General features: G+C 71.7%; 22 protein-coding genes and 1 tRNA gene. 13 read left to right on the top strand and 10 right to left on the bottom strand.

What is annotated here, in order from left to right:
* The first annotated feature begins 6 nt into the window (after positions 1 to 6).
* Both KZX17_RS09750 and KZX17_RS09745 read left to right on the top strand, forming a co-directional pair.
* Entirely contained in the window at positions 7 to 825 is an 819-nt protein-coding gene (locus KZX17_RS09750; protein ID WP_248174785.1) for an arginase family protein, read from the top strand.
* Entirely contained in the window at positions 822 to 1,304 is a 483-nt protein-coding gene (locus KZX17_RS09745) for a histidine phosphatase family protein (RefSeq protein WP_248172584.1), read from the top strand. The genes KZX17_RS09750 and KZX17_RS09745 overlap by 4 nt, the downstream gene beginning before the upstream one ends.
* On the opposite strand, the gene hutI is transcribed toward KZX17_RS09745, so the two are convergent.
* The 3 genes from hutI to hutH are packed head-to-tail and all read right to left on the bottom strand — an operon-like array spanning position 1,291 to position 5,871.
* Positions 1,291 to 2,523: an imidazolonepropionase gene (hutI, locus tag KZX17_RS09740; RefSeq protein ID WP_248172581.1), complete on the bottom strand. Its 1,233-nt coding sequence runs from the start codon at positions 2,521 to 2,523 to the stop codon at positions 1,291 to 1,293. The genes KZX17_RS09745 and hutI overlap by 14 nt on opposite strands.
* A gap of 1 nt (position 2,524) precedes the next feature.
* Positions 2,525 to 4,234 carry a urocanate hydratase gene (gene hutU, locus KZX17_RS09735; RefSeq protein ID WP_248172578.1) on the bottom strand — a complete coding sequence of 570 codons (1,710 nt, stop codon included), beginning with the start codon at positions 4,232 to 4,234 and terminating at the stop codon, positions 2,525 to 2,527.
* Complete coding sequence (gene hutH / locus KZX17_RS09730; RefSeq protein ID WP_248172576.1) at positions 4,231 to 5,871, bottom strand: histidine ammonia-lyase; 1,641 nt, start codon at positions 5,869 to 5,871, stop codon at positions 4,231 to 4,233. The genes hutU and hutH overlap by 4 nt, the downstream gene beginning before the upstream one ends.
* Positions 5,872 to 5,923: 52 nt before the next feature.
* Between hutH and KZX17_RS09725 the strand changes: the two genes are divergently transcribed.
* Positions 5,924 to 6,742, top strand: coding sequence for an IclR family transcriptional regulator (locus tag KZX17_RS09725; protein ID WP_374107951.1), 819 nt, complete (start codon positions 5,924 to 5,926; stop codon positions 6,740 to 6,742).
* Positions 6,743 to 6,857: 115 nt separating this feature from the next.
* On the opposite strand, the gene KZX17_RS09720 is transcribed toward KZX17_RS09725, so the two are convergent.
* A complete protein-coding gene (locus tag KZX17_RS09720; protein ID WP_248172574.1) occupies positions 6,858 to 7,865 on the bottom strand; it encodes a LacI family DNA-binding transcriptional regulator in 1,008 nt (335 codons plus the stop codon).
* Positions 7,866 to 8,002: 137 nt separating this feature from the next.
* Here KZX17_RS09720 and KZX17_RS09715 point away from each other — a divergent pair, with 137 nt between their 5' ends.
* From KZX17_RS09715 to KZX17_RS09685, 7 genes are read left to right on the top strand one after another with little or no spacing between them, the layout of a single operon-like run.
* A complete protein-coding gene (locus tag KZX17_RS09715; protein ID WP_248172572.1) occupies positions 8,003 to 9,265 on the top strand; it encodes an extracellular solute-binding protein in 1,263 nt (420 codons plus the stop codon).
* Between the two features lies 1 nt (position 9,266).
* Positions 9,267 to 10,388 carry a carbohydrate ABC transporter permease gene (locus KZX17_RS09710; RefSeq protein ID WP_248172570.1) on the top strand — a complete coding sequence of 374 codons (1,122 nt, stop codon included), beginning with the start codon at positions 9,267 to 9,269 and terminating at the stop codon, positions 10,386 to 10,388.
* Complete coding sequence (locus KZX17_RS09705; RefSeq protein ID WP_248172568.1) at positions 10,385 to 11,299, top strand: carbohydrate ABC transporter permease; 915 nt, start codon at positions 10,385 to 10,387, stop codon at positions 11,297 to 11,299. Before KZX17_RS09710 ends, KZX17_RS09705 begins: the two co-directional genes overlap by 4 nt.
* Positions 11,296 to 13,185: a glycogen debranching N-terminal domain-containing protein gene (locus KZX17_RS09700; RefSeq protein WP_248172566.1), complete on the top strand. Its 1,890-nt coding sequence runs from the start codon at positions 11,296 to 11,298 to the stop codon at positions 13,183 to 13,185. Before KZX17_RS09705 ends, KZX17_RS09700 begins: the two co-directional genes overlap by 4 nt.
* 55 nt (positions 13,186 to 13,240) lie before the next feature.
* Positions 13,241 to 15,073 carry a Na+/H+ antiporter NhaA gene (nhaA, locus tag KZX17_RS09695; RefSeq protein ID WP_248172565.1) on the top strand — a complete coding sequence of 611 codons (1,833 nt, stop codon included), beginning with the start codon at positions 13,241 to 13,243 and terminating at the stop codon, positions 15,071 to 15,073.
* Positions 15,074 to 15,083: 10 nt separating this feature from the next.
* Entirely contained in the window at positions 15,084 to 16,730 is a 1,647-nt protein-coding gene (locus KZX17_RS09690) for a cyclic nucleotide-binding domain-containing thioredoxin-disulfide reductase (protein WP_248172562.1), read from the top strand.
* Between the two features lie 14 nt (positions 16,731 to 16,744).
* On the top strand, positions 16,745 to 17,089 hold the full coding sequence (locus tag KZX17_RS09685) for a UBP-type zinc finger domain-containing protein (RefSeq protein ID WP_248172559.1): 345 nt from the start codon (positions 16,745 to 16,747) through the stop codon (positions 17,087 to 17,089).
* Positions 17,090 to 17,188: 99 nt separating this feature from the next.
* On the opposite strand, the gene KZX17_RS09680 is transcribed toward KZX17_RS09685, so the two are convergent.
* Together KZX17_RS09680 and KZX17_RS09675 are read right to left on the bottom strand one after the other, a co-directional pair.
* The gene (locus KZX17_RS09680; RefSeq protein WP_248172556.1) at positions 17,189 to 17,665 is read right to left on the bottom strand and encodes a YbaK/EbsC family protein; all 477 of its coding nucleotides are present in this window, start codon (positions 17,663 to 17,665) and stop codon (positions 17,189 to 17,191) included.
* Positions 17,666 to 17,667: 2 nt separating this feature from the next.
* A complete protein-coding gene (locus tag KZX17_RS09675) occupies positions 17,668 to 18,471 on the bottom strand; it encodes a methyltransferase domain-containing protein (RefSeq protein ID WP_248172554.1) in 804 nt (267 codons plus the stop codon).
* A gap of 109 nt (positions 18,472 to 18,580) precedes the next feature.
* On the opposite strand from KZX17_RS09675, the gene KZX17_RS09670 reads away from it, so the two are divergent.
* Positions 18,581 to 19,654 (top strand): Glu/Leu/Phe/Val dehydrogenase family protein, encoded by a 1,074-nt coding sequence (locus KZX17_RS09670; RefSeq protein ID WP_248172551.1) that lies wholly within the window; start codon positions 18,581 to 18,583, stop codon positions 19,652 to 19,654.
* A 48-nt stretch (positions 19,655 to 19,702) separates the two neighbouring features.
* Here the strand turns inward: KZX17_RS09670 and KZX17_RS09665 are convergent.
* From KZX17_RS09665 to galU, 4 genes are all read right to left on the bottom strand, one after another.
* Positions 19,703 to 19,778, bottom strand: a tRNA-Ala gene (locus KZX17_RS09665).
* A 51-nt stretch (positions 19,779 to 19,829) separates the two neighbouring features.
* On the bottom strand, positions 19,830 to 20,825 hold the full coding sequence (locus KZX17_RS09660; protein ID WP_248172548.1) for a large exoprotein: 996 nt from the start codon (positions 20,823 to 20,825) through the stop codon (positions 19,830 to 19,832).
* A 91-nt stretch (positions 20,826 to 20,916) separates the two neighbouring features.
* Complete coding sequence (locus tag KZX17_RS09655) at positions 20,917 to 21,546, bottom strand: GNAT family N-acetyltransferase (protein ID WP_248172545.1); 630 nt, start codon at positions 21,544 to 21,546, stop codon at positions 20,917 to 20,919.
* A gap of 22 nt (positions 21,547 to 21,568) precedes the next feature.
* Complete coding sequence (gene galU / locus KZX17_RS09650) at positions 21,569 to 22,444, bottom strand: UTP--glucose-1-phosphate uridylyltransferase GalU (protein ID WP_248172542.1); 876 nt, start codon at positions 22,442 to 22,444, stop codon at positions 21,569 to 21,571.
* Positions 22,445 to 22,522: 78 nt separating this feature from the next.
* Between galU and KZX17_RS09645 the strand changes: the two genes are divergently transcribed.
* Entirely contained in the window at positions 22,523 to 23,113 is a 591-nt protein-coding gene (locus KZX17_RS09645; RefSeq protein ID WP_248172540.1) for a 5-formyltetrahydrofolate cyclo-ligase, read from the top strand.
* 14 nt (positions 23,114 to 23,127) lie between these two features.
* Complete coding sequence (locus tag KZX17_RS09640) at positions 23,128 to 23,397, top strand: FmdB family zinc ribbon protein (RefSeq protein WP_248172537.1); 270 nt, start codon at positions 23,128 to 23,130, stop codon at positions 23,395 to 23,397.
* Positions 23,398 to 23,415: the final 18 nt, after the last annotated feature.

The raw sequence follows: 23,415 nt of genomic DNA, 5'->3' as shown, positions 1-23,415 counted from the left end.
GGACGGATGGATGCCGTCCTGCTCGGCCTCCCCGCCTTCCGCACGTCGCTGTCGCCCACAGGTGCGCACGCGACGCCGACCGCGGTCCGTGAGGCGCTCCGCCGGTTCAGCCCGACGCTGCTCGGCCCTCCCCCGGTCGACCTGACCGAGGCGCTGCGCGTCGCGGACGCCGGTGACGTCGACGACCCGGATGGCCCCGAGGGCGAGGCCCGGGTGCGCGACCGCGTCCGCGAGCTGCGTGCCGACGGCGCGGGCCTCGTGATCGCGCTCGGCGGCGACAACTCGGTGACCTATGCGACCGCGCAGGGCGCCGGCGTGTCGGGGCTGATCACGCTGGATGCCCACTTCGACCTGCGCGACGGCGTCTCGAACGGTTCGCCCGTCCGCCGCCTCGTCGAGGACGGCCTCGACCCGCGGCGGATCGTGCAGATCGGCATCGCCGACTTCGCCAACTCGGTCGCGTACGCGCAGCGAGCCGCCGACCTCGGCATCACCGTCATCACCCTCGACGAGGTCCGCCGACGCGGCGCCGAGGACGTCATGATCCAGGCCCTGTCGATCGCCGGTGCCGCCGGCGACGTGCACCTCGACATCGACGTGGACGTGTGCGACCGCTCCGTCGCGCCGGGGTGCCCGGCATCCGTCCCCGGCGGCCTCGAGGCGTGGGAGCTGCGCGCCCTCGTCCGCGCGGCGACCGGCGACCGGCGCGTCGTGAGCGCCGACGTCGTCGAGGTCGACGCGACCGCGGATGCCCCGGACGGCCGCACCGTCAGACTCGCCGCGCTCTGCGTCCTGGAACTCCTCGCCGGAAGGGCTCTCGCATGATCACCCTCATCCTCGTCCGTCACGCCAAGAGCGACTGGGGCACCGGTCAGGACGACCACGAGCGTCCCCTGAACGACCGCGGTCGCCGCGACGCGCCGGTGATGGCGCGACGGCTCGCGACGACCGGGGTGCGACCCGCCCGCATCCTGTCGTCGACCGCCGTCCGGGCGCGCACGACGGCGCAGGCGTTCGCCGACGCGCTCGGGCTCGACGTCGAGACCGACGAGGGACTCTACGGTGCGCCCGGCGCGCGTCTGCTCGCATCAGCCGCGGCGAGCGGCGTGACCGACGTGGTCGTCGTCGCGCACGACCCGGGAATGACGGTGCTCGCCGAGCAGCTGTCGGACGGCGGCATCGGTGCGATGCCCACGTGCGCGGTGGCCACGTTCATCTGGGACACCGACGACTGGGACGTCGCAACATCCGTGCCGCCGGCTCGGTGGAGCGTCGACACCCCGCGGGACGTCAGCGCGGACTGAGCTCCTCGCCGCCGCGATAGACGCGGTGCACGAGCGGTACGCCCGGGCGATAGGCGAGGTGGCGCCTGCTCGGGGCATCCAGCACCACCAGATCGGCACGCGCCCCCACGCCGAGGTGGCCGACGTCGCTGCGGCGCAGCGCCCTCGCTCCCCCGGCGGTCGCCGCCCACACGGCTTCGCCGACCGTCATGCCCATCTCGCGCACCGCGAGGGCGATCATGAGCGGCATCGAGCTCGTGAAGCACGACCCCGGGTTGCAGTCGCTCGCGAGCGCCACGGTCACACCGGCGTCGATGAGGCGACGTGCGTCGGGGTACGGCTGCCGCGTCGAGAACTCGACACCGGGCAGCAGGGTGGCGACGGTGTCCGATCCCGCGAGGGCCGCGATGTCGGCATCCGTCAGGTGGGTGCAGTGGTCGACGGATGCCGCGCCCAGCCGCACCGCCAGCTGCACGCCAGGGCCCTCGCCCAACTGGTTGCCGTGCACGCGGACGCCGAGCCCGGCATCCACTCCCGCGCGGAGGATGCGCTCACTCTCGGCCTCGGTGAACGCGCCGCGCTCGCAGAACACGTCGACCCAGCGGACGTGCGGCCTGGCGGCTGCGAGCATGCCGTCGCACACGAGGTCGACGTACGCCGCACGCTCCGCACCCTCGGGCACGACGTGCGCGCCGAGGTAGGTCACCTCGTCGGTGACCTCAGCCGCGAGTCGCGCGAGCCGCGCCTCGCCGTCGACGGTGAGGTCGTAGCCCGTCTTCACCTCGAACGTCGTCGTCCCCTGCGCACGCAGTTCGGCGACGAGCGCGGCGAGCCGCACGCGCAGTTCGTCGTCCGTCGCCTCTCGCGTCGCGGCGACGGTGCGACGGATGCCGCCCGCGGCATACGGCACGCCGGTCATCCGCGCCTCGAACTCGTCGGCCCGGTCGCCGGCGAACACGAGGTGCGTGTGACTGTCGACGAACCCCGGGATCACGGCGCGGCCGCCGAGATCGACGCGCGTGACCCCGGCCTCCGACCGCGAGACTGCACCCACAGCTCGAGACTGCGGCAACAGACCGCTGTCTCGGGCTCCGAGTGCAGTCTCGGCGTCAGCGGCCGCACCCGACCACGCGACCCGGCCCTCGTCGACGAGGAGGGCGGCGTCGGCGATCGTCGCGGTCGGGGCCGCGGCATCCGCGTTCGTCGTCAGTTCGGCGATGCCCGTGAACAGCGTCGCCACGTCATGCGTCCAGCATGGGGATGGTGAGGCCGCGTTCGCGGGCGACCTCCTTCGCGCGGTCGTACCCGGCGTCGACGTGGCGCATGACGCCGGTCCCGGGATCGTTCACGAGCACCCGCGCGAGCTTCTCGGCGGCGAGCGGGGTGCCGTCGGCGACGGTGACCTGACCGGCGTGGATGGAGCGGCCGATGCCGACCCCGCCGCCGTGGTGGATCGACACCCAGGCGGCGCCCGATGCCGTGTTCAGCAGCGCGTTCAGCAGCGGCCAGTCGGCGATCGCGTCGGAGCCGTCGGCCATCGCCTCGGTCTCGCGGTACGGGCTCGCGACGGAGCCCGCGTCGAGGTGGTCGCGGCCGATGACGATGGGCCCAGACAGCTCGCCCGACGCGACCATCTCGTTGAACTTGAGCCCCGCGAGATGGCGCTCCTTGTACCCGAGCCAGCAGATGCGGGCGGGGAGGCCCTCGACCTGCACCTTGTCGGCCGCCTTCTCGAGCCAACGGTGCAGGGGGGCGTCGTCGGGGAAAAGCTCCGCGACGGCGCGGTCGGTCTTCGCGATGTCCTCGGGGTCGCCCGACAGCGCCACCCAGCGGAACGGCCCCTTGCCCTCCGCGAACAGCGGCCGAATGTAGGCGGGCACGAACCCGGGGAAGGCGAACGCGCGGTCGTAACCGCCGAGTTCGGCCTCGCGGCGGATCGAGTTGCCGTAGTCGAAGACCGCGGCACCGGCATCCTGGAACCCGACCATCGCCTCGACGTGCCGCGCCATGGAGACCCGCGAGCGCTCGGTGAACCCCTCGGGGTCGGCGGCCGCCTCGGCCTTCCAATCCTCGAATGCGACGCCCGAGGGCAGGTACGCGAGCGGGTCGTGCGCGCTCGTCTGGTCCGTGACGATGTCGATCGGGATGCCGCGGGCCAGGAGCTCCGGGAAGACGTCGGCCGCGTTCCCCACGACGCCGATGGAGCGCGCCTCGCCGGCGTCCTTGGCGGCCACGGCGCGCTGGATCGCGGCGTCGAGGTCGGCGGTGTGCTCGTCGAGGTAGCCGTGCTCGACACGGCGACGCAGGCGCGACTCGTCGACGTCGACGACGAGGACCGCTCCCCCGTTTATCGTGACGGCGAGCGGCTGCGCGCCGCCCATGCCGCCCGCGCCGCCGGTCAGGGTGAGCGTGCCCGCGAGCGAGTCGCGGCCGAGCGAGCGCGCGACGGCGGCGAACGTCTCGTACGTGCCTTGCAGGATGCCCTGCGTCCCGATGTAGATCCAGGAGCCCGCGGTCATCTGTCCGTACATCGTCAGACCGAGGTGCTCGAGGCGGCGGAACTCGGGCCACGTCGCCCAGTCACCGACGAGGTTCGAGTTCGCGATGAGCACGCGGGGCGCCCACTCGTGCGTGCGGAACACGCCGACCGGCTTGCCGGATTGCACGAGCAGCGTCTCGTCGGGCTCGAGCTCGTCGAGGGTGCGGACGATCGCGTCGTACGCCTCCCACGTGCGGGCCGCCTTGCCGGTGCCGCCGTAGACGACGAGGTCCTCCGGGTGCTCGGCGACGTCGGGGTCGAGGTTGTTCATCAGCATCCGCTTCGCCGCCTCGGCGCCCCAGCTCTTCGCTGTCCTCTCGGCGCCTCGCTCCGCTCGGACGGTGCGGGTCAGGGCTGTCCTCTCGGCGCCGCGGTCGGCGCGGACGGTGCGGGTCGTGGTGGTGTCGGTCATGCCTGTTCTCCTTCGAACGGTGCGGCGCTCGAGCGGAGATCTGCGCTCGAGCGGACGGATTCAGGGCGATTCGTCCTCGCGGCGGCGGATGTCCGCTCGCTGGCGGGTGCGAACGCGGCGCGGGCGACCTCGCCCGAGACGACGAGCTGCGTCGCGGCCTCGAGGTCAGGGGCGACGAAGCGGTCGGGCCCGGGCCCCTCGACGACCGTGCGGACCAGGTCGCGGACGGCCCCGGTGACCGGCGCGGGCCGCAGCGGGGCGCGCAGGTCGAGGGCGCGGCATCCCGTCACCACCTCGATCGCGATCACGCGGGCGAGGCCGTCGATCGCGCGGCGGAGCTTGCGCGCGGCGGCCCAGCCCATCGAGACGTGGTCCTCCTGCATCGCCGACGACGGGATCGAGTCGACGGATGCCGGCACGGCGAGGCGTTTGAGCTCCGAGACGATGCCCGCGGCGGCGTACTGGGCGATCATGAGGCCGCTGTCGACGCCGACCTCGTCAGCGAGGAACGGCGGCAGCCCGTTGCTGCGCGTGCGGTCGAGTGCGCGGTCGGTGCGGCGCTCCGAGATCGAGGCGACGTCGGCGACCGCGATCGCGAGGAAATCCAAGACGTACGCGACCGGCGCGCCGTGGAAGTTGCCGTTCGACTCGACGCGCCCGTCGGGGGTCACAACCGGGTTGTCGACGGCAGACGCGAGCTCGCGCTCGGCGACCATGCGGGCGTGGTCGAGGGTGTCGCGCGCGGCGCCGTGCACCTGCGGCGAGCAGCGGAGCGAGTAGGCGTCCTGCACGCGGGTGCAGACGGCCGGGTCGCGGTGGCTCGCGACGATCGGCGAATCGGCGAGCGCGTGGCGCAGGTTCGCGGCCGACACGGCCTGCCCCGACTGCGGGCGGAGTCCCATGAGGTCCGCGGCGAAGACCGCATCGGTGCCGAGCTGACTCTCGACCGACAGCGCGGCGGCCAGGTCGGCGGTCGCGAGGAGGGTGTCGAGGTCCGCGAGGGCGAGCGACAGCATCCCGAGCATGCCGTCGGTGCCGTTGATGAGGGCGAGCCCCTCCTTCTCCTCGAGGACGAGGGGGCGGATGCCGGCGGCCGCCAGCGCCTCGGCGGCGTCGACCTTCGTGCCGTCCGCCGTGCGGACCGGCCCCTCGCCGAGCGCGGCGAGCGCGATGTGCGAGAGGGGGGCGAGGTCGCCGGAGCAGCCGAGCGAGCCGTACTCGTGCACGATCGGGGTGATCCCGGCGTTGAGCATCGCGGCGTACGTCTCGACGACCACGGGACGCACGCCGGTGCGGCCGGTCGCGAGGGTCTGCAGGCGCAGCAGGTGCAGCGCGCGGACCACCTCCCGCTCGACCTCGGGTCCGGTCCCGGCGGCGTGCGAGCGGATGAGGCTCGCCTGCAGCTGACGGCGCCGGTCGGGCGCGATGAACGTCGTCGCGAGGGCCCCGAAGCCGGTCGAGATGCCGTAGTGCGGCTGGGGATCGTCGGCGAGTCGCTCGATGAGCGCGCGGGTCTCGGCGGTGCGGGCGAGCGCCGCGTCCGAGACGACGACGTGCGCGTCATGGCGGGCGACGGCGACGACCTCGGCCGGGGTGAGCGGGGCGTCCCCGAGGGTGACGGCGGTGAGGACGGGCATGCGTCGATTCCAGCGCGCGGCGACGGTCCGCGGGAGGCGGTCGTGGCATCCTGTGTCTGTGATCCCAGACAGGCAACGGGCGCCGATCCCAGACGGGCCGCGGGCGCCGATCCCCGACAGGCCTAAGGTCCCCGCGGCGGACCACACCCTCCGCATCCTCACCCTCCTCGCCCGCCAGCGGGGACCGGTCGCGGCGCAGACGATCGCGACGCAGCTCGACCTTCCGCGCTCGAGCGTCTACCACCTGCTCGCCGCGATGGAGGCCCACGGGTTCGTCGTCCACCTCGAAGGCGACCGGCGGTGGGGACTCGGCACCGCGGCCTTCGAGCTCGCCGGCGGCTACGCGCGGCAGGAACCGCTCGCACGGCTCGGACGCCCCATCGTCGCGCAACTCGCCGACCGCGCCGGCGAGAGCGCGCACCTCGCCGTCATGACGGGGCGCGACGTCCTGTACATCGTCGAGGAGCGAGCCCCGCGACGCCCCGCCCTCATCACCGACGTCGGCGTCCGGCTGCCCGCGCACCTGACCGCGACGGGCCGCGCGATGCTGGCGGCGCTCCCCCGCGAGCAGGTGCGGGCGCTGTATCCGGATGCCGGCGCGTTCACCGCCCGCACCGATCGTGGCCCGCAGCGCCCGAGCGAGCTGCGCGAGCTGCTCCGCCAGGCGCGCGCGGACGGACACGCGAGCGAGGATGGTGAGGTGACCCTCGGATTCCGCTCGGTCGGCGTCGCCGTCCGCGACCACGCCGACTGGCCCGCAGCCGCCCTCGCCGTCACCTGGCCGGAGGACGCCGACGTCGACCCGGCGCGTCTGGTGGACCTTGCCGGCGACGCCGCGGCCGAGCTGTCGCGCCGCATCGGGCGGCGCTGAGGCCCGGCATCCGCCGACGTTCCAGCGCAGATCTGCAGCAACGAGGACGCATCCGGCGCTGATCACCCGCGCGAACGCAGATCTCCGTTCGAATGCATACCCTGCCCGACGACGCTCAGCGGATGACGAGCCTCGGCTGGACGAGCACGTGCGCGACGCCGCTCCCCGCGGCGCGCCGCTCGATGCGGGTGCCGCCCGCCATCAGCAGGTCGAGGGTCCCCGCGGCGACGAGCTCGGGGAGCTGCTCGACGCTCGGCAGGCCCAGCGCCTCGACGGCGGGGGTGTTGTCGAAGCCGATGATCACGAGGTCGGAGTGGTGCGCCGCCACCGCGGCGACGTGGGCGCCGACGGCGAGGGTGTCACTGGCGCACACGATCGCGTCGACGTCCGCCGCCCCGAGCAGCTCGACGACCCGGTCACGCGCGTCGGCGACGCGCTCCTCGGCCGACAGTCGCAGATCCGGGCTCGCCCCGGCATCCATCATCGCCTCGCGCCAGCCGCGCTCGCGGTCGTCACCGGTCGGCGATCCGGCCGGCCACCCCAGGAACGCCACCCTCGGCCCGACCGACAGCGCGTGCTCGGTCGCGGCCCGAGTGCCGGAGGCGCCGTCGACGTCGACCCACAGGTGCGCGGCGTCATCGTGGGGCGACGCATCCCAGGGTCGGCCGAAGGAGACGAAGGGCACCCCTCGCTCGGTGAGCCATGCGATGCGTCGATCGCCGTAGCGCGTGCCGGTGACGACGACCGCCTCGACGTCGCCGGCGTCGACGAGCTCCGACATCCGGCGGATCTCCTCGTCCTCATCGGATGCCGCATAGACGAGCACCCGCAGCCCGCGGTCGCCCGCGCTCTCGGTGAGCGCGTGGACGAAGCGGTCGAGCACGACGCCCGAGATGCCGCCCGCATAGGGATCGAGATGGATGCCGATCGTGGCGCTCCGCCGGGTGCGGAGGCGGCGCGCCGACGCGTGCGGCGCATAACCGAGCTTCGCGATCGCGTCCTGCACCCGCTCGCGCGTCGTCGCCTTGACGATGGCGGGCGTGTTGAGCACGTTGCTGACCGTCTGACGCGAGACGCCGGCCGCCTGCGCCACGTCCTCGATCGTTATCGACTTTTCACCCATCGGCGCACCCCCGCCTCTTGACAGTGATGGGACCACCCTCTTACGTTGGTCAGCATTCCACAATTTGATCGTTCAAAGTCGACCGAGATCAGCACGGTCGGAACGATCGCAGCACCGGGATCGAAGGAGATGCGGACATGCGACAGAGCAGACGACTGATGGCCCTCGGCGGGATCGGCCTCGCCACGACACTCGCGCTGGCAGGCTGCGGCGGATCTGGTTTCGACGACGGACCCGCCGCGTCCGGCGGACCCGACGGCGGCGGTGAGCTCACGTCGTCGGATGACGCGCTCACCGTGATGATCGGCTCGTCCGGCGACGCCGAGACCGCGGCGGTCAACGATGCCGTCGCCGCGTGGTCGGAGGAGTCCGGCATCGACGTCGAGGTCATCGCCGCGACCGACCTGACGCAGCAGCTCTCGCAGGGCTTCGCCGGTGGCAACCCGCCGGACCTCTTCTACCTCGCGACCGAGCTCCTCGCCGGCTACGCCGACAACGGCTCCGTCATCGCCTACGGCGACATGCTCGAGAACAAGGACGACTTCTACCCGTCGCTCGTGCAGAACTTCACCTACGACGACCAGTTCTACTGCGCCCCGAAGGACTTCTCGACGCTCCAGCTCATCATCAACAAGAACCTGTGGGATGCAGCGGGGCTGACCGACGCCGACATCCCGACCGATTGGGACTCCCTCGCGGCCGCCGCGGAGAAGCTCACCACCGGCGACACCACCGGCCTGGTCTTCAGCGGCGAGTATCAGCGTGTCGGGGCGTTCATGGCGCAAGCGGGCGGCCGGCTCGTCTCCGAGGACGGCACTGAGGCCGTCGCGGACAGCCCTGAGAACACCGAGGCACTGACCTACGTCAAGGAGCACCTGACCGACGGTACGTTCGCGTACGCTGCGGACGTCGGGGCCGGCTGGGGTGGCGAAGCGCTGGGCAAGCAGCTCGGCGCGATGACCATCGAGGGCAACTGGATCACCGGCGCCCTGGGCGACTTCCCCGATGTCGACCCCCTCGTCGTCGAGCTGCCCGCGGGACCTGCGGGGCAGGGCACGCTGCAGTTCACGAACTGCTGGGGCATGGCTGCCGACAGCCCCAACCAGCAGGGCGCGCTCGACCTCGTCCAGTACCTGACCAGCGCCGAGCAGCAGCTCGCGTTCTCCGAGGCGTTCGGTCCGATGCCGTCCGTGCAGTCCGCCGCCGACCAGTGGACGGCCGACAACCCTGACCTGCAGGCATTCCTCGCCGGCGCGGACTACGCCCAGGGCGTGCCGACCAACGACGGCGTGTCCGACGTGTTCACTGACCTCAACGCGCAGCTTGCGACGCTGAAGGACGCCGACCCGGCCACCATCCTGCAGAGCACCCAGTCCAACCTCGAGGCGATCGTCGGCTGACATGTCGACGCCCGTCGTGAAGGACCGGGCAGGCCTGGAGTCCCCTCGCCGCGACCGCCGCACCAGCGGCATCCGTCGCGGCGAGGGGACCGCCGGCTGGCTCTTCGTCCTCCCCGTGGTCGTGATCCTCGGGGTGTTCCTCTTCCTCCCCGTGCTGATGGCGCTGTGGGTGAGCTTCTCGGACTGGAGCGGGCGCGGCAGTCCGCTCTCCCCCACCGTGGGCTTCGTCGGGCTCGACAACTACGCCGAGCTCACCTCCGGCCAAGGGCTCCGGAGCCGGGACTTCGGCACGGCGCTGCGGAACAACGCCTGGTACGTGGTCCTCGTCGTCCCCCTGCAGACGGCGCTGTCGCTGTTCCTCGCCGTGCTGGTCAGCCGCCGGATGATGTGGGCGCGCGGCTTCTTCCGCACCGCCTTCTACTTCCCGTCGGTGACGAGTTCGGTCGCCATCACCGTCCTCTGGCTGTTCCTGTTCAGTGCGGCCGGCCCGGTCAACGCCGTCATCGCTGCGATCACCGGCGGCGAGGGCCCGAACTGGTTCAACGACGCGCGAGGGATCGTGCACCTGTTCCTCGGTGTCTTCGGCGTCGACGCCGCCCCCGCAGCCTTGTCGACGCCCGGCTTCCTCGGCCTGTCGGGGTGGGACTGGCTCGCCGGGCCCTCCATCGCGATGAGTGCCCTCATCCTCATGGCCGTGTTCACGACCAGCGGCACCTTCATGCTGCTGTTCATCGCCGCGCTCCAGAACGTCGGATACGAGCTCACCGAGGCCGGGATGATGGACGGCGCGAGCGCGTGGCAGCGCTTCTGGCGGATCACCCTGCCCCAGCTGCGCCCGACCCTGTTCACCGTGATCACGCTCGGACTCATCGGCTGCTGGCAGGTGTTCGACCAGATCTACACCGGCACGAAGGGACAGCCCGGCAAGACCACCATCACCCCCGCGTACCTGTCCTACACGTCCGCGTTCAGCAACCAGGACTGGGGCATCGGCGCGGCGATCGCCTTCATCCTCTTCCTCATCATCATCGCCTTCACGCTCTTCCAACGGTGGATCCTGCGTGAGCGCCCCGTCTCCCGACGCCGCATCCGTGCGTACACACCGAAGGGAGCGAAGCCGTGACCGACAGCAGAACGCTCGCCCGAACCGCGACACTCACCGACACCCCGATCGACGACGCTCCGCCCCGACGGCGGCGCGTCACCCGCACCTCCGTCGCGGGACAGGTGCTCCTGTACGCGATGCTCGCTGTCCTGGCGATCGTGTACATCTATCCGTTCCTCGTGCAGGTCGCGACCTCGTTCAAGAGCGAGCAGGAGGCGGCGTCCAGCCCCATCTCCCTGCTGCCGCAGACCTTCACGACAGCGGCGTACGAGCGCCTCTTCCTCAACAGCGACTTCCCGTTGTGGTTCGCGAACTCCGCTGTCGTGACGATCCTCGTCACCTTGGGCCGCGTCTTCTTCGTCTCGCTCGCCGGCTACGCGCTGGCCCGGCTGACCTTCCGCGGGCGCGGTGTCATCTTCGCCCTGGTCGTCGCCGTGATGGCGGTGCCCGCGGTCGTCCTGCTCATCCCCCGGTTCCTGGTCCTCAACCAGCTCGGCATGTACGACTCCTACGCGGGCATGGTGCTGCCACTGCTCGTCGACGCCGCGGGCGTGTTCATCATGAAGAACTTCTTCGAGTCGATCCCGCCGTCCGTCGAGGAGCAGGCGCGCATCGACGGTGCGAGCACCTTCCGCGTGTTCTGGTCGGTGGTCCTGCCGATGGCGCGCCCCGCCCTCATCACGATCGTGATCCTGTCGTTTCAGGGCTCCTGGAACGAACTCACCCACTTCATCGTCTCGACCCAATCCCCCGAACTCACGACGCTGACGAAAGGCGTGGCGAGCCTGGCGTCCGGTCAACTGAGTCAGGGCACGCAGTATCCGCTCAAGCTCGCCGCGGCGGCGCTCATGACGATCCCCGTCGCCGTCGTGTTCTTCATCTTCCAGAAGCGCATCATGAACACCTCCGAAGGAGCAGTCAAGGGATGACCGCAGGCCTCCAGCCCTTCCTGTCCGACGCCGTCGTGGCGCTCCGCGCCCCCACCCAGGTGTGGTCCCGCGACGACGGCGAGCTGGGCGACGGTGCGATCGACGGCGTTTTCCACGGCGACACCCGGTTCGTCCGCGCGACCCGCATCCGTTACGGAGCGGATGCCGCGACGCACGACCCCGAGTGGGTGTCGCGCTCGGCCGCCTCGGCGTCGGAGGTGCGGTTCGAGGCCGTCCTGCGGCGGGTGGACGACGACACGCCCGACCCCAAGGTGCGCCTCACGCGTCGCCGGATCGTGCTCGACGGCCGAGTCGTCGAGGAGCTGACGGTGCGCTCGCACCTGACCGAGCCGACCTCCGTCGTGCTGGAGGTCGCCGTCACCCCCGACGCGACCCCGATGCAGGAGGTCAAGTCCGGCCTTCCCGCGCCGGCGTCGACCGAGCGGACCGTCGTCGGAGACGCCGTCACCGTCACCGCCGGGACGGCGTCGATGCACCTCTCGGCGCCGCGCGCGGAGATCGCGGCATCGAGCGGCGACATCGTCCTCACGTGGCGGCTGGAGTGCCCCCCGAGAGCGACGGCGACGGTCTCGTGGCAGGTCGAGCTCGACGACCCGACGCTCGTCGTCCGCGGCACCGAGCGACCCGTGTCCTGGGCCGCGAGCGCACCCGAGACGACCGATCCGCGGCTGCGACGCTGGCTGCGGCAGGCCCTCGACGACCTCGACGCGCTGCGCTTGCGGCTGCCCGAGAACCCCGATGAGTTCTTCGCCGCCGGAGCACCGTGGTTCTTCACGCTCTTCGGCCGCGACTCGCTGTGGGCGGCGCGCCTGTTCCTCCCCGTCGACCCGGGCATGGCGGCATCCACCCTCCGCGTCCTCGGCCGCCTGCAGGGCGCCGGCACCGACCCCGCGACCGCCGAGCAGCCCGGCAAGATCGCCCACGAGCTGCGCGCGGGCACGTTCACGATGCCCGGCGAGGGCATCACCCTGCCGCCCCTCTACTACGGCACGGTCGACGCGACGCCCCTCTGGGTGACCCTCCTCGCCGAGGCGCACGCCGCCGGGATGCCGGAGGCCGAGGTGCGCGACCTCCTCCCGACCATGCACGACGCCCTCGACTGGGTGATGTCGTCGGCGAACGCCGACGGCTTCCTCGACTACGTCGACGAGACCGGGCACGGCCTGTCGAATCAGGGCTGGAAGGACTCCGGCGACTCGATCCAGTGGCGCGACGGCACCCTCGCCGACGGTCCGATCGCCCTCTCGGAGGTGCAGGGCTACGCCTACGAGGCGGCCGTCCGAGCCGCCGACCTCCTCGACGCGCTCGAGGAGGAGGGCGCCGAGCGCCTGCGCGCCTGGGCGGCGGAGCTCCGCACGCGCTTCCGCGACCGGTTCTGGGTCGAGACGCCCGAGGGCCGGTACCCGGCGATCGCGCTCGACCGCGATGGTCGCGCGGTCGACACGCTGACCTCCAACGCCGGACACCTGCTGGGCACCGGCATCCTCGATCCGGACGAGGAGCTCGCCGTCGCAGACCTGCTCGTCTCGCCGTCGATGTCGTCGGGCTTCGGTCTTCGGACGATGTCGACGGATGCCGGTGGCTACTGGCCGCTCAGTTATCACGGCGGCAGCGTCTGGGCGCACGACACGGCGATCGTCGCCCGCGGCATGGCGCACGCCGGTCTCGATCGGCACGCGGGTGTGCTCGTGGACGGAATGCTGGCAGCCGCGGAGGCGTTCGCCTATCGCATGCCGGAGCTCCACGCCGGCGACGCCGCCGGCGACGTCGCCGTGCCGGCCCCCTATCCCGCGGCCTGCCGGCCGCAGGCGTGGTCGGCGGCCGCCGCGGTCGTCTGTCACGAGATCGTCACGCACATCCGCTGACAGATCCGGCGCGGGGGTGGAGACTGGCATCCGACTCGACCCCCTCGGAGGATGCATGCCGCGGAAACTCGCCTCGATCGCGGACCAGATCGGACGGATGGGACGCACCCGTCTGGGGGCGCTGCTCCTCCTGATCGCGACGGCTGCCGCCATCGTCTGGGCGAACGTCTCGTCGGGGACCTATCACGGGTTCTGGGAGACGCACATGACGATCGGGCTCGGCGACCTTCAGCTCGATTTCACCCTGCACGCCCTCGTCAACGACGCGCTGATGGCGATCTTCTTCTTCACCGTCGGTCTCGAGGTGCGCCGCGAGTTCGCGATCGGCGAGTTGACCAGCTGGTCGCGCGCCGTGGTCCCGGTCGTCGCCGCCGTCGCCGGTCTCGCCCTCCCCGCGCTGCTGTTCGTCCTCATCGCCGGGCCCTCCGGGAACGCGGATGCCTGGGGCGTCGTGATCTCGACCGACACCGCGTTCCTCGTCGGAGCCCTCGCCCTCATCGGCCCGCGCGGCTCCGGTCGCCTGCGGGTGTTCCTGCTCGCCCTCGCGGTGGTCGACGACATCGGGGCGCTGAGCATCATCGCGCTCGTCTACACCGACACCTTCACGCCGATGCCGCTCCTCGTCGCCGCGGCGGGTCTGGTCGGCATCTACCTCGTCCGCTACCTGCGCGGCGGCCGAGGCCCGATCTACGCGACCCTCGCGATCATCGTCTGGCTGGCGTTCCTCGCGTCGGGCGTCCACCCGACGCTCGCGGGTGTCGCGATCGCCCTCCTCGTCCCGGTCTACCGGCCCGATCGCCGAGACGTGGAGCACGCGCTCGAGCTCGCCCGCACCTTCCGCCAGTCGCCGAGCACCGAGTATGCACGCGCCGCGGCGAACAGCCTGCGGGAGTCGATCTCGATCAACGAGCGGCTGCAGACGGCGTACGCGCCCTACGTCGCCTACGTCATCCTGCCGCTGTTCGCCCTGGCCAACGCCGGCGTGACGCTGAGCCCGGAAATCCTCGCGGCGGCCGCGATGTCACCGCTCACCTGGGGCATCGTCGTCGGCCTCGTCGCCGGCAAGCTCATCGGCATCTGGGGGTCCACGGCGATCCTCAAAGCGCTCCGCATCGGCGACTTCGGCCCGGGCCTCTCGCTCGACCGGATCGGCGGCGGCGCGGCGCTCGCGGGCATCGGCTTCACAATCTCGCTGTTCATCATCGACCTCGCGATCGACGACCCCGACGCGCAGAACGAGGCGCGCGTGGGGGTGCTCGCGGCATCCGTCATCGCGCTCGCCCTCGGCGCGCTCCTGTTCCGCATCTCGGACGCGCGCCACCCCGAGGAGGAGGTGGGCCAGACCCTCGTGCGGCCCGTCGACCCGCGCCGCGACCACGTCTACGGGCCGGCCGACGCGCCGTTCGAGATCGTCGAGTACGGCGACTTCCAGTGCGGCTTCTGCCTGAAGGCGTCCGGGTCGATCCAGGAGGTGATGGCCGAGCTCGGGCCGAACCTGCGGTACGTCTGGCGGCACGCGCCCCTCACGCAGCAGCATCCGAACGCACTCGCCGGCGCCGAGGCGTCCGAGGCGGCGGCGCGTCAGGGAAAGTTCTTCGAGTTCGAGCGCGGGCTGTTCGCCGATCAGGACAACCAGCTGCCGTCGGACATCGTCCGCCTCGCGGGCACGCTGGGGCTCGATGTGGCGCGGTTCGAGCGCGACCTCACGTCGCCCGAGGTCGCGAGCCGCGTGCGCGACGACATGTTCGACGCCGAGGCGATGAACATCCACTCGGTGCCGACGTTCTTCGTGAACGGACGTCGCCACACCGGTCCCTACGACGCGCAGTCCCTCATCCGCGCGCTGCAGTCCGATTCCGACGCCCCGGTCGCACCCGCGGGTCGGTAGGTTGGGCCGCATGACGGACGAGAACGCTCCCACGGCGATCGACGCGATGATGACGCCGGATCTCACGGACGAGCACTCGCAGCGGCTGATGGCCGCCGCGGTGGCCCAGGACGTCGAGGTCGGCGACTACGTCTTCCGCACCGGCGACGCCGGCTACGACCTGATCTTCGTCGAGACCGGCGAAGTCGAGATCGTCCGCGACGCCCTGCGCTGGGTCGGTGAGGCGGTCATCACGACCGTCGGCCCCGGGCGCTTCGCCGGAGAGCTCGGCATCCTGAACGGCCAGAGCGCGTTCCTGTCCGCGCGCGTCACGAAGCCGGGACGCGTGCACCGCCTCTCGCGTGCCGCCCTGCGAGAGATCATGAGTGAGGACGACGAGCTCTGCGACCTGATCCTCCACGCCCTGTGGGCCCGGCGCGAGTCGCTGCGGAAGGGTCCGGCAGCGATGACGCTCAAGTTCGTCGGGACGACCACATCGAACGACTTCCTCTCGCTCCGCCGGTTCGCCGAGCGGCTCGACCTCGTCCACAAGGCCGTCGCCCTGCCGGCCGAGGACCTCGCCACGCTCGACGCCCACGAGGTCACCGCCGACGACCTCCCCGTCGCGTACATCCAGGGAGAACCGATCCGCAACGCGACACCGGGGATGGTCGCCGAACGCCTCGGGCTCAGCTACGAGGCCGACGCGGACGCCATCGTCGACCTCGTCGTCGTCGGCGGCGGTCCCGCGGGTCTCGCGGCCGCGATCTACGGCGCCTCCGAGGGACTGAGCACCGTCCTCCTCGACGCGGTCGCGCCGGGCGGCCAGGCGGCGTCGACCTCTCGCATCGAGAACTTCCTCGGCTTCCCGTTCGGCGTGAGCGGCGGAGACCTTATCGGCCAGGCCGTCCTGCAGGCGCTGAAGTTCGGGGTCCGCGTCTACGCGCCCTGCGAGGCGACCGCGCTCACCCAGGTCGGCAGCGACCTGCTGGATGTGACGCTCGCCGACGGTCGCATCATCCGCGCACGCAGCGCGATCGTCACCTCGGGTGCCGCGTACCGCCGGCTGCAGCTCGACCGCTGGGAGGACTTCGAGCGCTCCGGCGTGTACTACGCCGCGACACCGCTCGAGCTGCGACAGGTGCAGAGCAAGCCGGTGGTCGTGGTCGGCGGCGCGAACTCCGCGGGGCAGGCTGCGCTCTACCTCGCCGCGCACGGCTCCCCCGTCCATCTCGTGGTCCGGGGGCGCGATTTGCGCACGCGCATGTCGAGCTACCTGGCCGACAGGCTCGCCGAGGATCCGCGGGTGCGGGTGCACACGGCATCCCAGATCACGGGTCTCGACGGCAACGGCACGCTCGAGTCCGTCACGATCGACTCGGCGGGAGCGGTCGACGCACGCGGACTCTTCTGTTTCATCGGCGCGGATCCGGCGACCTCGTGGCTGCCGACGCTCGACCGGGATGCGGACGGCTTCATCCGCACCGGCGCCGACGTCGCGGTGCAGTCGATCACGCAGTGGCGGGATCTCGGCCGGGAGCCGCTGCCGTTCGAGACATCGGCGCCGCGGGTGTTCGCGGCGGGCGACGTGCGGCGCGGGTCGATGAAACGGGTCGCCGCCGCCGTCGGCGAGGGCTCGAGCGCGGTCGCCTCGGTCCACCGGGCCCTCGCCTACTGACACGGAAGGACGTCATGAGCTCAGACATCGACACCAACGCGGCCCCCTCGGGCAACGGATGCCGCGCCTGCGACGAGCAGGACGGCTTCTGGGTGCACCTGCGCCGGTGCGCGTCGTGCGGCAACATCGGATGCTGCGACACGTCGCCCGGGCAGCACGCCACCGCGCACTTCCGCGAGACCGGGCATCGACTCGTGCAGAGCTTCGAGCCCGGCGAGGACTGGTACTGGGACTACGCCGACGAGGCGATGTTCGAGGGCCCCGAACTCGCCGAGCCGACGAGTCACCCCGCCGACCAGCCCTCCCCCGGGCCCCGCGGTCGCGTGCCGCTGAACTGGCGCGAGCTCATCCACACCTGAGCGCGCGCGGCAACTCCTCAGATCCGCGCGCGCAGCCGCCACCGAGCGCCGATTCGGGCCGCCGGCGCATGCTATCCGAGGAGTACGCGCGCGCCGGTGTCAGGCGACCGAGACGACGCGGCCGCCCGTGAGCCGCACGAGCTCGTCGAAGGTCATCGGGAAGACCGTGTGCGGCGTCCCGCCGGCGGCCCAGATCTGCGGGTAGCGGGCGAGGTCCTCGTCGATGAGCGTCTCGAGCGGCGCGGGGTGCCCGGTCGGCGCCACCCCGCCGATGGCCTGCCCGGTCGCCGCGCGCACCTGTTGGGGCGTCGCGCGGCCGATCCTGCCGCGGCCGATCCGCGCTGCGAGCGCTGTGGTGTCGACGCGATGCGCGCCGCTGGTCATCACGAGCAGCGGCGCGCCGTCGCACTGGAACACCAGGCTGTTGGCGATCGCACCCACCTCGACGCCCAGCGCCTCGGCCGCGAGGATCGCGGTCGAGGCGGCATCAGGCAGCACGACGATCTCGCCGGGGATGCCGGCCGCCCGCATCGCGTCGTGGACGAGCCGGCTGCGCGGGCTCAGACCCTCCGCCACCGTCAGCCCCGCGCCAGGATCTCGCCGTGCGGCATCAGCAGCCAGCCGTCGGACGACGCCGCCCACTCCCGCCATCCCTCGGCGATCCGCTCGAGATCCGCGCGGTCGGCGATCCCCTGCTCGAGCGCGTGCTCGGCATAGCTGGAGTGGAGCGCGCGGTCGGCCCAGGACCCGCCCCACCAGGCTCGCTGCTCATCGGACTCGAACAGCCAGGTCGATGCGCTCACGGTGACGTCGGCGAAACCGGCCTCGCGAGCCCACGTCTTGAGACGGCGCCCCGCGGCCGGTTCGCCGCCATTGTTACGGCCCATGCGCAGGAGCAGGTCGAGCCAGTCGTCGAGTGCCGGGATGTGCGGGTGGATGATGATGCCGGCGTAATCGACCTCGCGTGCCGCGACGAGACCGTCCGGCCCCGCGACCCGCCGGAACTCCCGCAGCGCGTCCACCGGCTTCGCGAGGTGCTGCAGCAGCTGATGCGTGTGCACGATGTCGAACGAATCGTCCGCGGCATCCAGGTCGTAGGCGTTCGCGGCCCTGAACGACACGTTCGTGACACCCTCGGCCACGGCGTGGGCGCGGGCCTGGGCGATGACCTCCTCGGAGGCGTCCACCCCGAGGACCTGGCCGGGCGCGAGCCGCCGGGCGAGGTCGACGGTGATCGTGCCGGGGCCGCAGCCGATGTCGAGGAGCGACGCTCCGGGCCGCAGATGCGGCAGCAGGTACGCGACCGAGTTCTCCGCCGTCCGCCAGGTGTGCGCGCGGAGGACGCTCTCGTGGTGGCCGTGGGAATACCGCTCGATCTGCATGGTGCACAGCCTAGGCGTCGAGCGTAATGCGAGGCAGAATGATGACGGATGCCGCAGATCGGCGGCATCCGTTCCGCAGCGCCCACAAGGCCCGCCGAGAAGGACTGCAATGTCGCACACCCTGCCCCTGCCCGATTTCGCCCACGAGCGCGTGGAGGTGATGACGGGTCGCCGCAGCGGTCTGATCGTCACCGTCGCCCTGCACTCCTCGGCCCTCGGCTCCGCCCTCGGCGGCGCGCGCCTGTGGCGCTATCCGCACTGGTCCGACGGGATGGGCGACGCGCTGCGGCTGTCCGCGGCCATGACGCTGAAGAACGCGACGGCCGGACTGGATGCCGGGGGCGGCAAGTCGGTCATCGCGCTGGGCCTCGACGACACCCTCGACGCCGACCGGCGCCGGGCCGCGTTCCTCGACCTCGGCGACGCGGTCGAGTCGTTCGGAGGGTCCTACCGCACCGCGGAGGACGTCGGCTCGACGACCGAGGACATGCTCGTCGTCAGCGAGCGCACGTCGCACGTCGTGGGCCTCCCCGACTCCGTCGGCGGCTCGGGTGAGCCGGCCGGCCCCACGAGCCGCGGCGTGTACGCCGCGATCCGCGCGACGCTCGAGCGGGTGACGGGGTCCTCCGAGATCGCCGGCCGCCGCATCACGATCTCGGGCCTCGGTCAGGTGGGCAGCCGTCTCGCCGTCCGCCTCTCGGGAGAGGGCGCGAGACTCACCGTCACCGACGTCAACCCCGCGAAGATGTCGGTGGCCGCGGAGCTCGGCGCAACCTGGGTCGAGCCCGGCACCGAGCACGTCATCCCGGCCGACGTGTTCGTCCCGGCAGGGATCGGCGGCGTCCTCGACGACCAGGTCATCGACTCACTCGCGGCGCTGTCGGTCTGCGGACCCGCCAACAACCCGCTCGCCGACCGCTCGGGCGCGGAACGCCTGGCGGGGCGCGGCATCCTCTACGCACCCGACTTCGTCGCGAACGCCGGCGGCGTGATCTACCTCGACGTCGAGGCGAAGCACCCCGGCCACAAGGCCGAGATCGCCTCGCGCATCGACGGCATCGGCGACACGCTGCGCCGCCTCTTCGACGACGCCGCCGAGCGCGGCGTCACGCCGCTGGACGCGGCCGAGGCGTACGCCGCCGAACGGCTCGCCGCAGGACGCCGCCAGCCTGCGGGCGTCTGAGCAGGCCCCACGCCGCAGAAAAGCCCCCGCTCAGCGGGGGCTTTTCGGTGGTGGACCTGAGGGGATTCGAACCCCTGACCTCTTCATTGCGAACGAAGCGCGCTACCAACTGCGCCACAGGCCCAAGAGCCTCAACATTATCACGCTCGCGCGGTCGGCCCGAACGCGCGGCGACTCATGCGCCCGACGCGCGACGGGCCAGGAGGTCGCGGACGTGGGCTTCGATGCGCTCGTCGTCGGCGGGTCCGGCGAAGGCGACCTCCTGCTCGCGCACGCGTCGTGCGGTGTCGATCGAGGGCGGTGCGGCCTGCGCTGCGCGCTCGCGCAGCGCCTCGTCGACAGCGGCTCGCCGCAGCGCATCCTGGGCCTCGGACGCATCGAGGACGGCGGCGGCCCGAGAGCCGGTCGACGCGGTGAGGGGCCGCGGGAGCGACCGCGGGGTCCACTCGGCGCGGTCGGAGTCGAGCGCGACGTCCTGCAGATCCCCAGCGACCCGCTCCACCGGTAGCGCGACGGACCGGGATGCCGCGCGGCGGGCGACCGCGTTGATGCGGCCGAGCACGGTCACGCCGACGAGGAACACCGAGGCGGCGAGGAGGGCGATCGTGGCGCCCGCTCCGCTGATGGTCAGGAAGACGCCCCAGCCGAGCCCTGCGAGGGAGGCGGCGACGAACGTCGTCGCGGTCAGGCGCAGACGGCGACGGGCGCGGGCGCGTCGGACGGCGGGCGCGTTCCGCGCCGCATCCGCCTCGGCGAGCAGCTGCTCGCGCGCCGCGGCAGCCTCGGCACGTGCCTTCTCGCGGGCGGCCTCGGCGTCGGCGACCGCCCGGCGGCGCTCGGCCTTGGCGAGATCGCGATCCAGCGCGGCGCGAGCCTTCGCGGCGGCCAGTTCGGCGCGGGCGGTCTCGAGTTCGACGCTCTCCTGCTCGGCCTGCGCGCGGCGGGCGAGCTTCTGCTGGGCGAGGGCGGTCCGGGCGGTCAGCTCGAGGCGCACCTCGGTCGGAGTCTCGCTCGTCTGCGCCAGCACGCGCAGCGCCTGGTTGAGCCGCACGGCGTTGCGCTCGGCGGCCTGGTACTGATGACGCCCGTACCAGGACGGCAAGAGGTAGACCAACCACAAGACCACGGCGACGAGGACGACCACACCGCCGCCCATGACCTGCTCACCCATGCGCCAACGGTACGTTCCCGACGCGGCATGTCACCGCATCCTCGGGGCGTGTCTGACGTTCTTGTTGAAGGTGAGGGGTTCCGCCGTCGCCTCAGCCGTCGCGACGGTCGGCGGGAGGGATGGATGCCGCGTCCGGCGGCACGCGACCGCCGGTCCAGCGGTTCAGCACGCCCTCGGGCACGTCTTCGCGGACGAGCGCGAAGGCGTAGTGGTCGCGCCAGTCCCCGTCGATGTGGATGTAGCGCCGACGCAGGCCCTCGTAACGGAACCCGAGCTTCTCGACCACGCGCAGACTCTTCGTGTTCTCCGGCCGGATGCAGATCTCCATCCGGTGCAGCCGCAGCTCCTCGAAGCACACGTCCGTCGCCATGGCCACCGATGTCGGCGTGATGCCCCGGCCCGCGAAGCGTTCGCTCACCCAGTAGCCGATCGTCGCCGAGGCGAGCGACCCGCGGGCGATCCCCCACACGTTCAGCTGGCCGGCGACCTCGCCGTCGTACTCCATGACGAAGGGCACACCGGTGCCGTCGCGGTACTGCTGCAGGAGCCTGCGCACACCGCTGCGCATGTCCATCGACACCGGGCCGTCGGGGCTGGTCGCCTCCCAGCGCCGCAGCCAACCCCGGTTGTCCATCAGCTCCGTCTGGAGTGCCTTCGCGTCGCGCGGGCGCACGAGCCGGATCGAGACCGGACCGTGCGCCCGCACGATCGTCCCGTCCATGCCCATCAGCGCGTCACCGGGCTCACAGGCCGGATGCGAAGTCCTTCAGCCAGGGCCGGAGCTCGGTGCCGAGGTCGTCGCGGTCGACGGCGAGCTGGACGATCGCCTTGATGTAGTCCGCGCGGTCACCGGTGTCGTAGCGACGGCCCCGGAACACCACGCCGAGCACGCCCTCGGTCGAGGAGAGCTCCTGCAGCGCGTCCGTCAGCTGGATCTCGCCGCCCTTGCCCGGTTCGGTGCGCTCGAGGATGTCGAAGACGCCCGGGGTGAGGACGTAGCGACCGATGACGGCGTAGTTGGAGGGCGCATCCTCCTTCTTCGGCTTCTCGACGAGGCCCGTGACCTTGACGACGTCCGGGTCATCGGTCGCCTCGACCGCGGCCGCCCCGTACATGTGGATCTGGTCCGGGGAGACCTCCATGAGCGCGATCACGGTCAGGCCCGTGCTCTGGTTCTGCTCGAGCATCTTCTCGAGCAGGACGTCGCGCGCGTCGATCAGGTCGTCGCCGAGGAGGACCGCGAAGGTGCTGTCGCCGACGTGCGAGCGGGCACGGAGCACGGCGTGGCCGAGGCCCTTCGGCTCGCCCTGGCGGACGAAGTGGATGTCGGCCATGTCCGACGAGTCCTGCACCCGCTTGAGCTTCTCGTGGTCGCCCTTCTTGGCGAGGTTCGTCTCGAGCTCGGGGACCGAGTCGAAGTGGTTCGAGATGTTGTTCTTGTTGCGCCCCAGGATGATGAGGACGTCGTCGATGCCGGCCGAGACCGCCTCTTCCACGACGTACTGGATCGCCGGCTTGTCGACGACCGGCAGCATTTCCTTCGGCATGGCTTTGGTGGCGGGGAGGAAGCGGGTCCCGAGACCCGCGGCAGGGATGACGGCCTTGATGCGCTGAGACATGATGCTCACCATACCGATGACGCGTGTCCTGCAGATGACGCGACCGGCCGGGTGGCCGCGTCCCTTTACAATCGGACCATGAACGGCACCCTCGACTCCGAGAAGCGTGCCCTTCGCGCCGAACTCCGCGAACGTCGACAGCAGCGTTCCGCCGCATCGCTCGAAGAGGCCGCTGCCGGCGTGCAGGCGCAGCTCGACCGGCTGGTGCATGAGCACGCCGTGCGCTCGATGTCCTGCTTCCTGTCGACGACGACCGAGCCCGGCACGCGGGAGTTCATCGCCGCCGCGGTGGCGCGCGGCATCCGGGTCCTTCTGCCGGTCACACGTGCGGACGGGCTGCTCGACTGGGCGGTCGCCGAGGACGAGGGCCTCACCGCGGAGGGGATGTTCGGACTCCCCGAGCCCGTCGGCGAGCTGTTGAGCCCCGTCGCGGTGAACGACGTCGACCTGCTCGTCATCCCCGCCGCCGCCGTCGACCGGACCGGGATGCGGTTGGGCTGGGGCCGCGGTTACTTCGACAAGACGATCGGGTCGATGGAGAAGTGCCCCCCGGTCTACGCCGTCATCTTCGACTCCGAACTGCTCGACGAGGTCCCGCGCGACCTGCACGATCAGCCCGTCTCGGGGGTCGTGACCCCCACCCGCACGCTCACCCTTCCCGCTCGCTGATCCATCGAGGTCCCATGCCCACCTACGCCTATGCCTGCACGCAGTGCGGCCACCGTTTCGACGCCGTCCAGTCCTTCTCCGACGCCGCGCTCACCGAGTGCCCCGAATGCGGCGGTGCGATCCGCAAGCAGTATGGCTCGATCGGTGTGACGTTCAACGGCTCCGGCTTCTACCGCACGGATTCACGCGGCACCAGCGGTGGCTCCTCCTCTGGCGAGAGCTCGGGTTCTTCGACATCATCGAAGAAATCCGAAGCGTCCGCTTCGCCCGCCTCCGCGGGATAGCGTCCGGCCGCGTGCCGG

It is taken from the genome of Microbacterium sp. EYE_78 (assembly GCF_023149035.1).
GTDB lineage: Bacteria > Actinomycetota > Actinomycetes > Actinomycetales > Microbacteriaceae > Microbacterium.
Note: the sequence above shows the minus strand (reverse complement) of the source record. Positions and strands in the feature narration are given on the sequence as shown.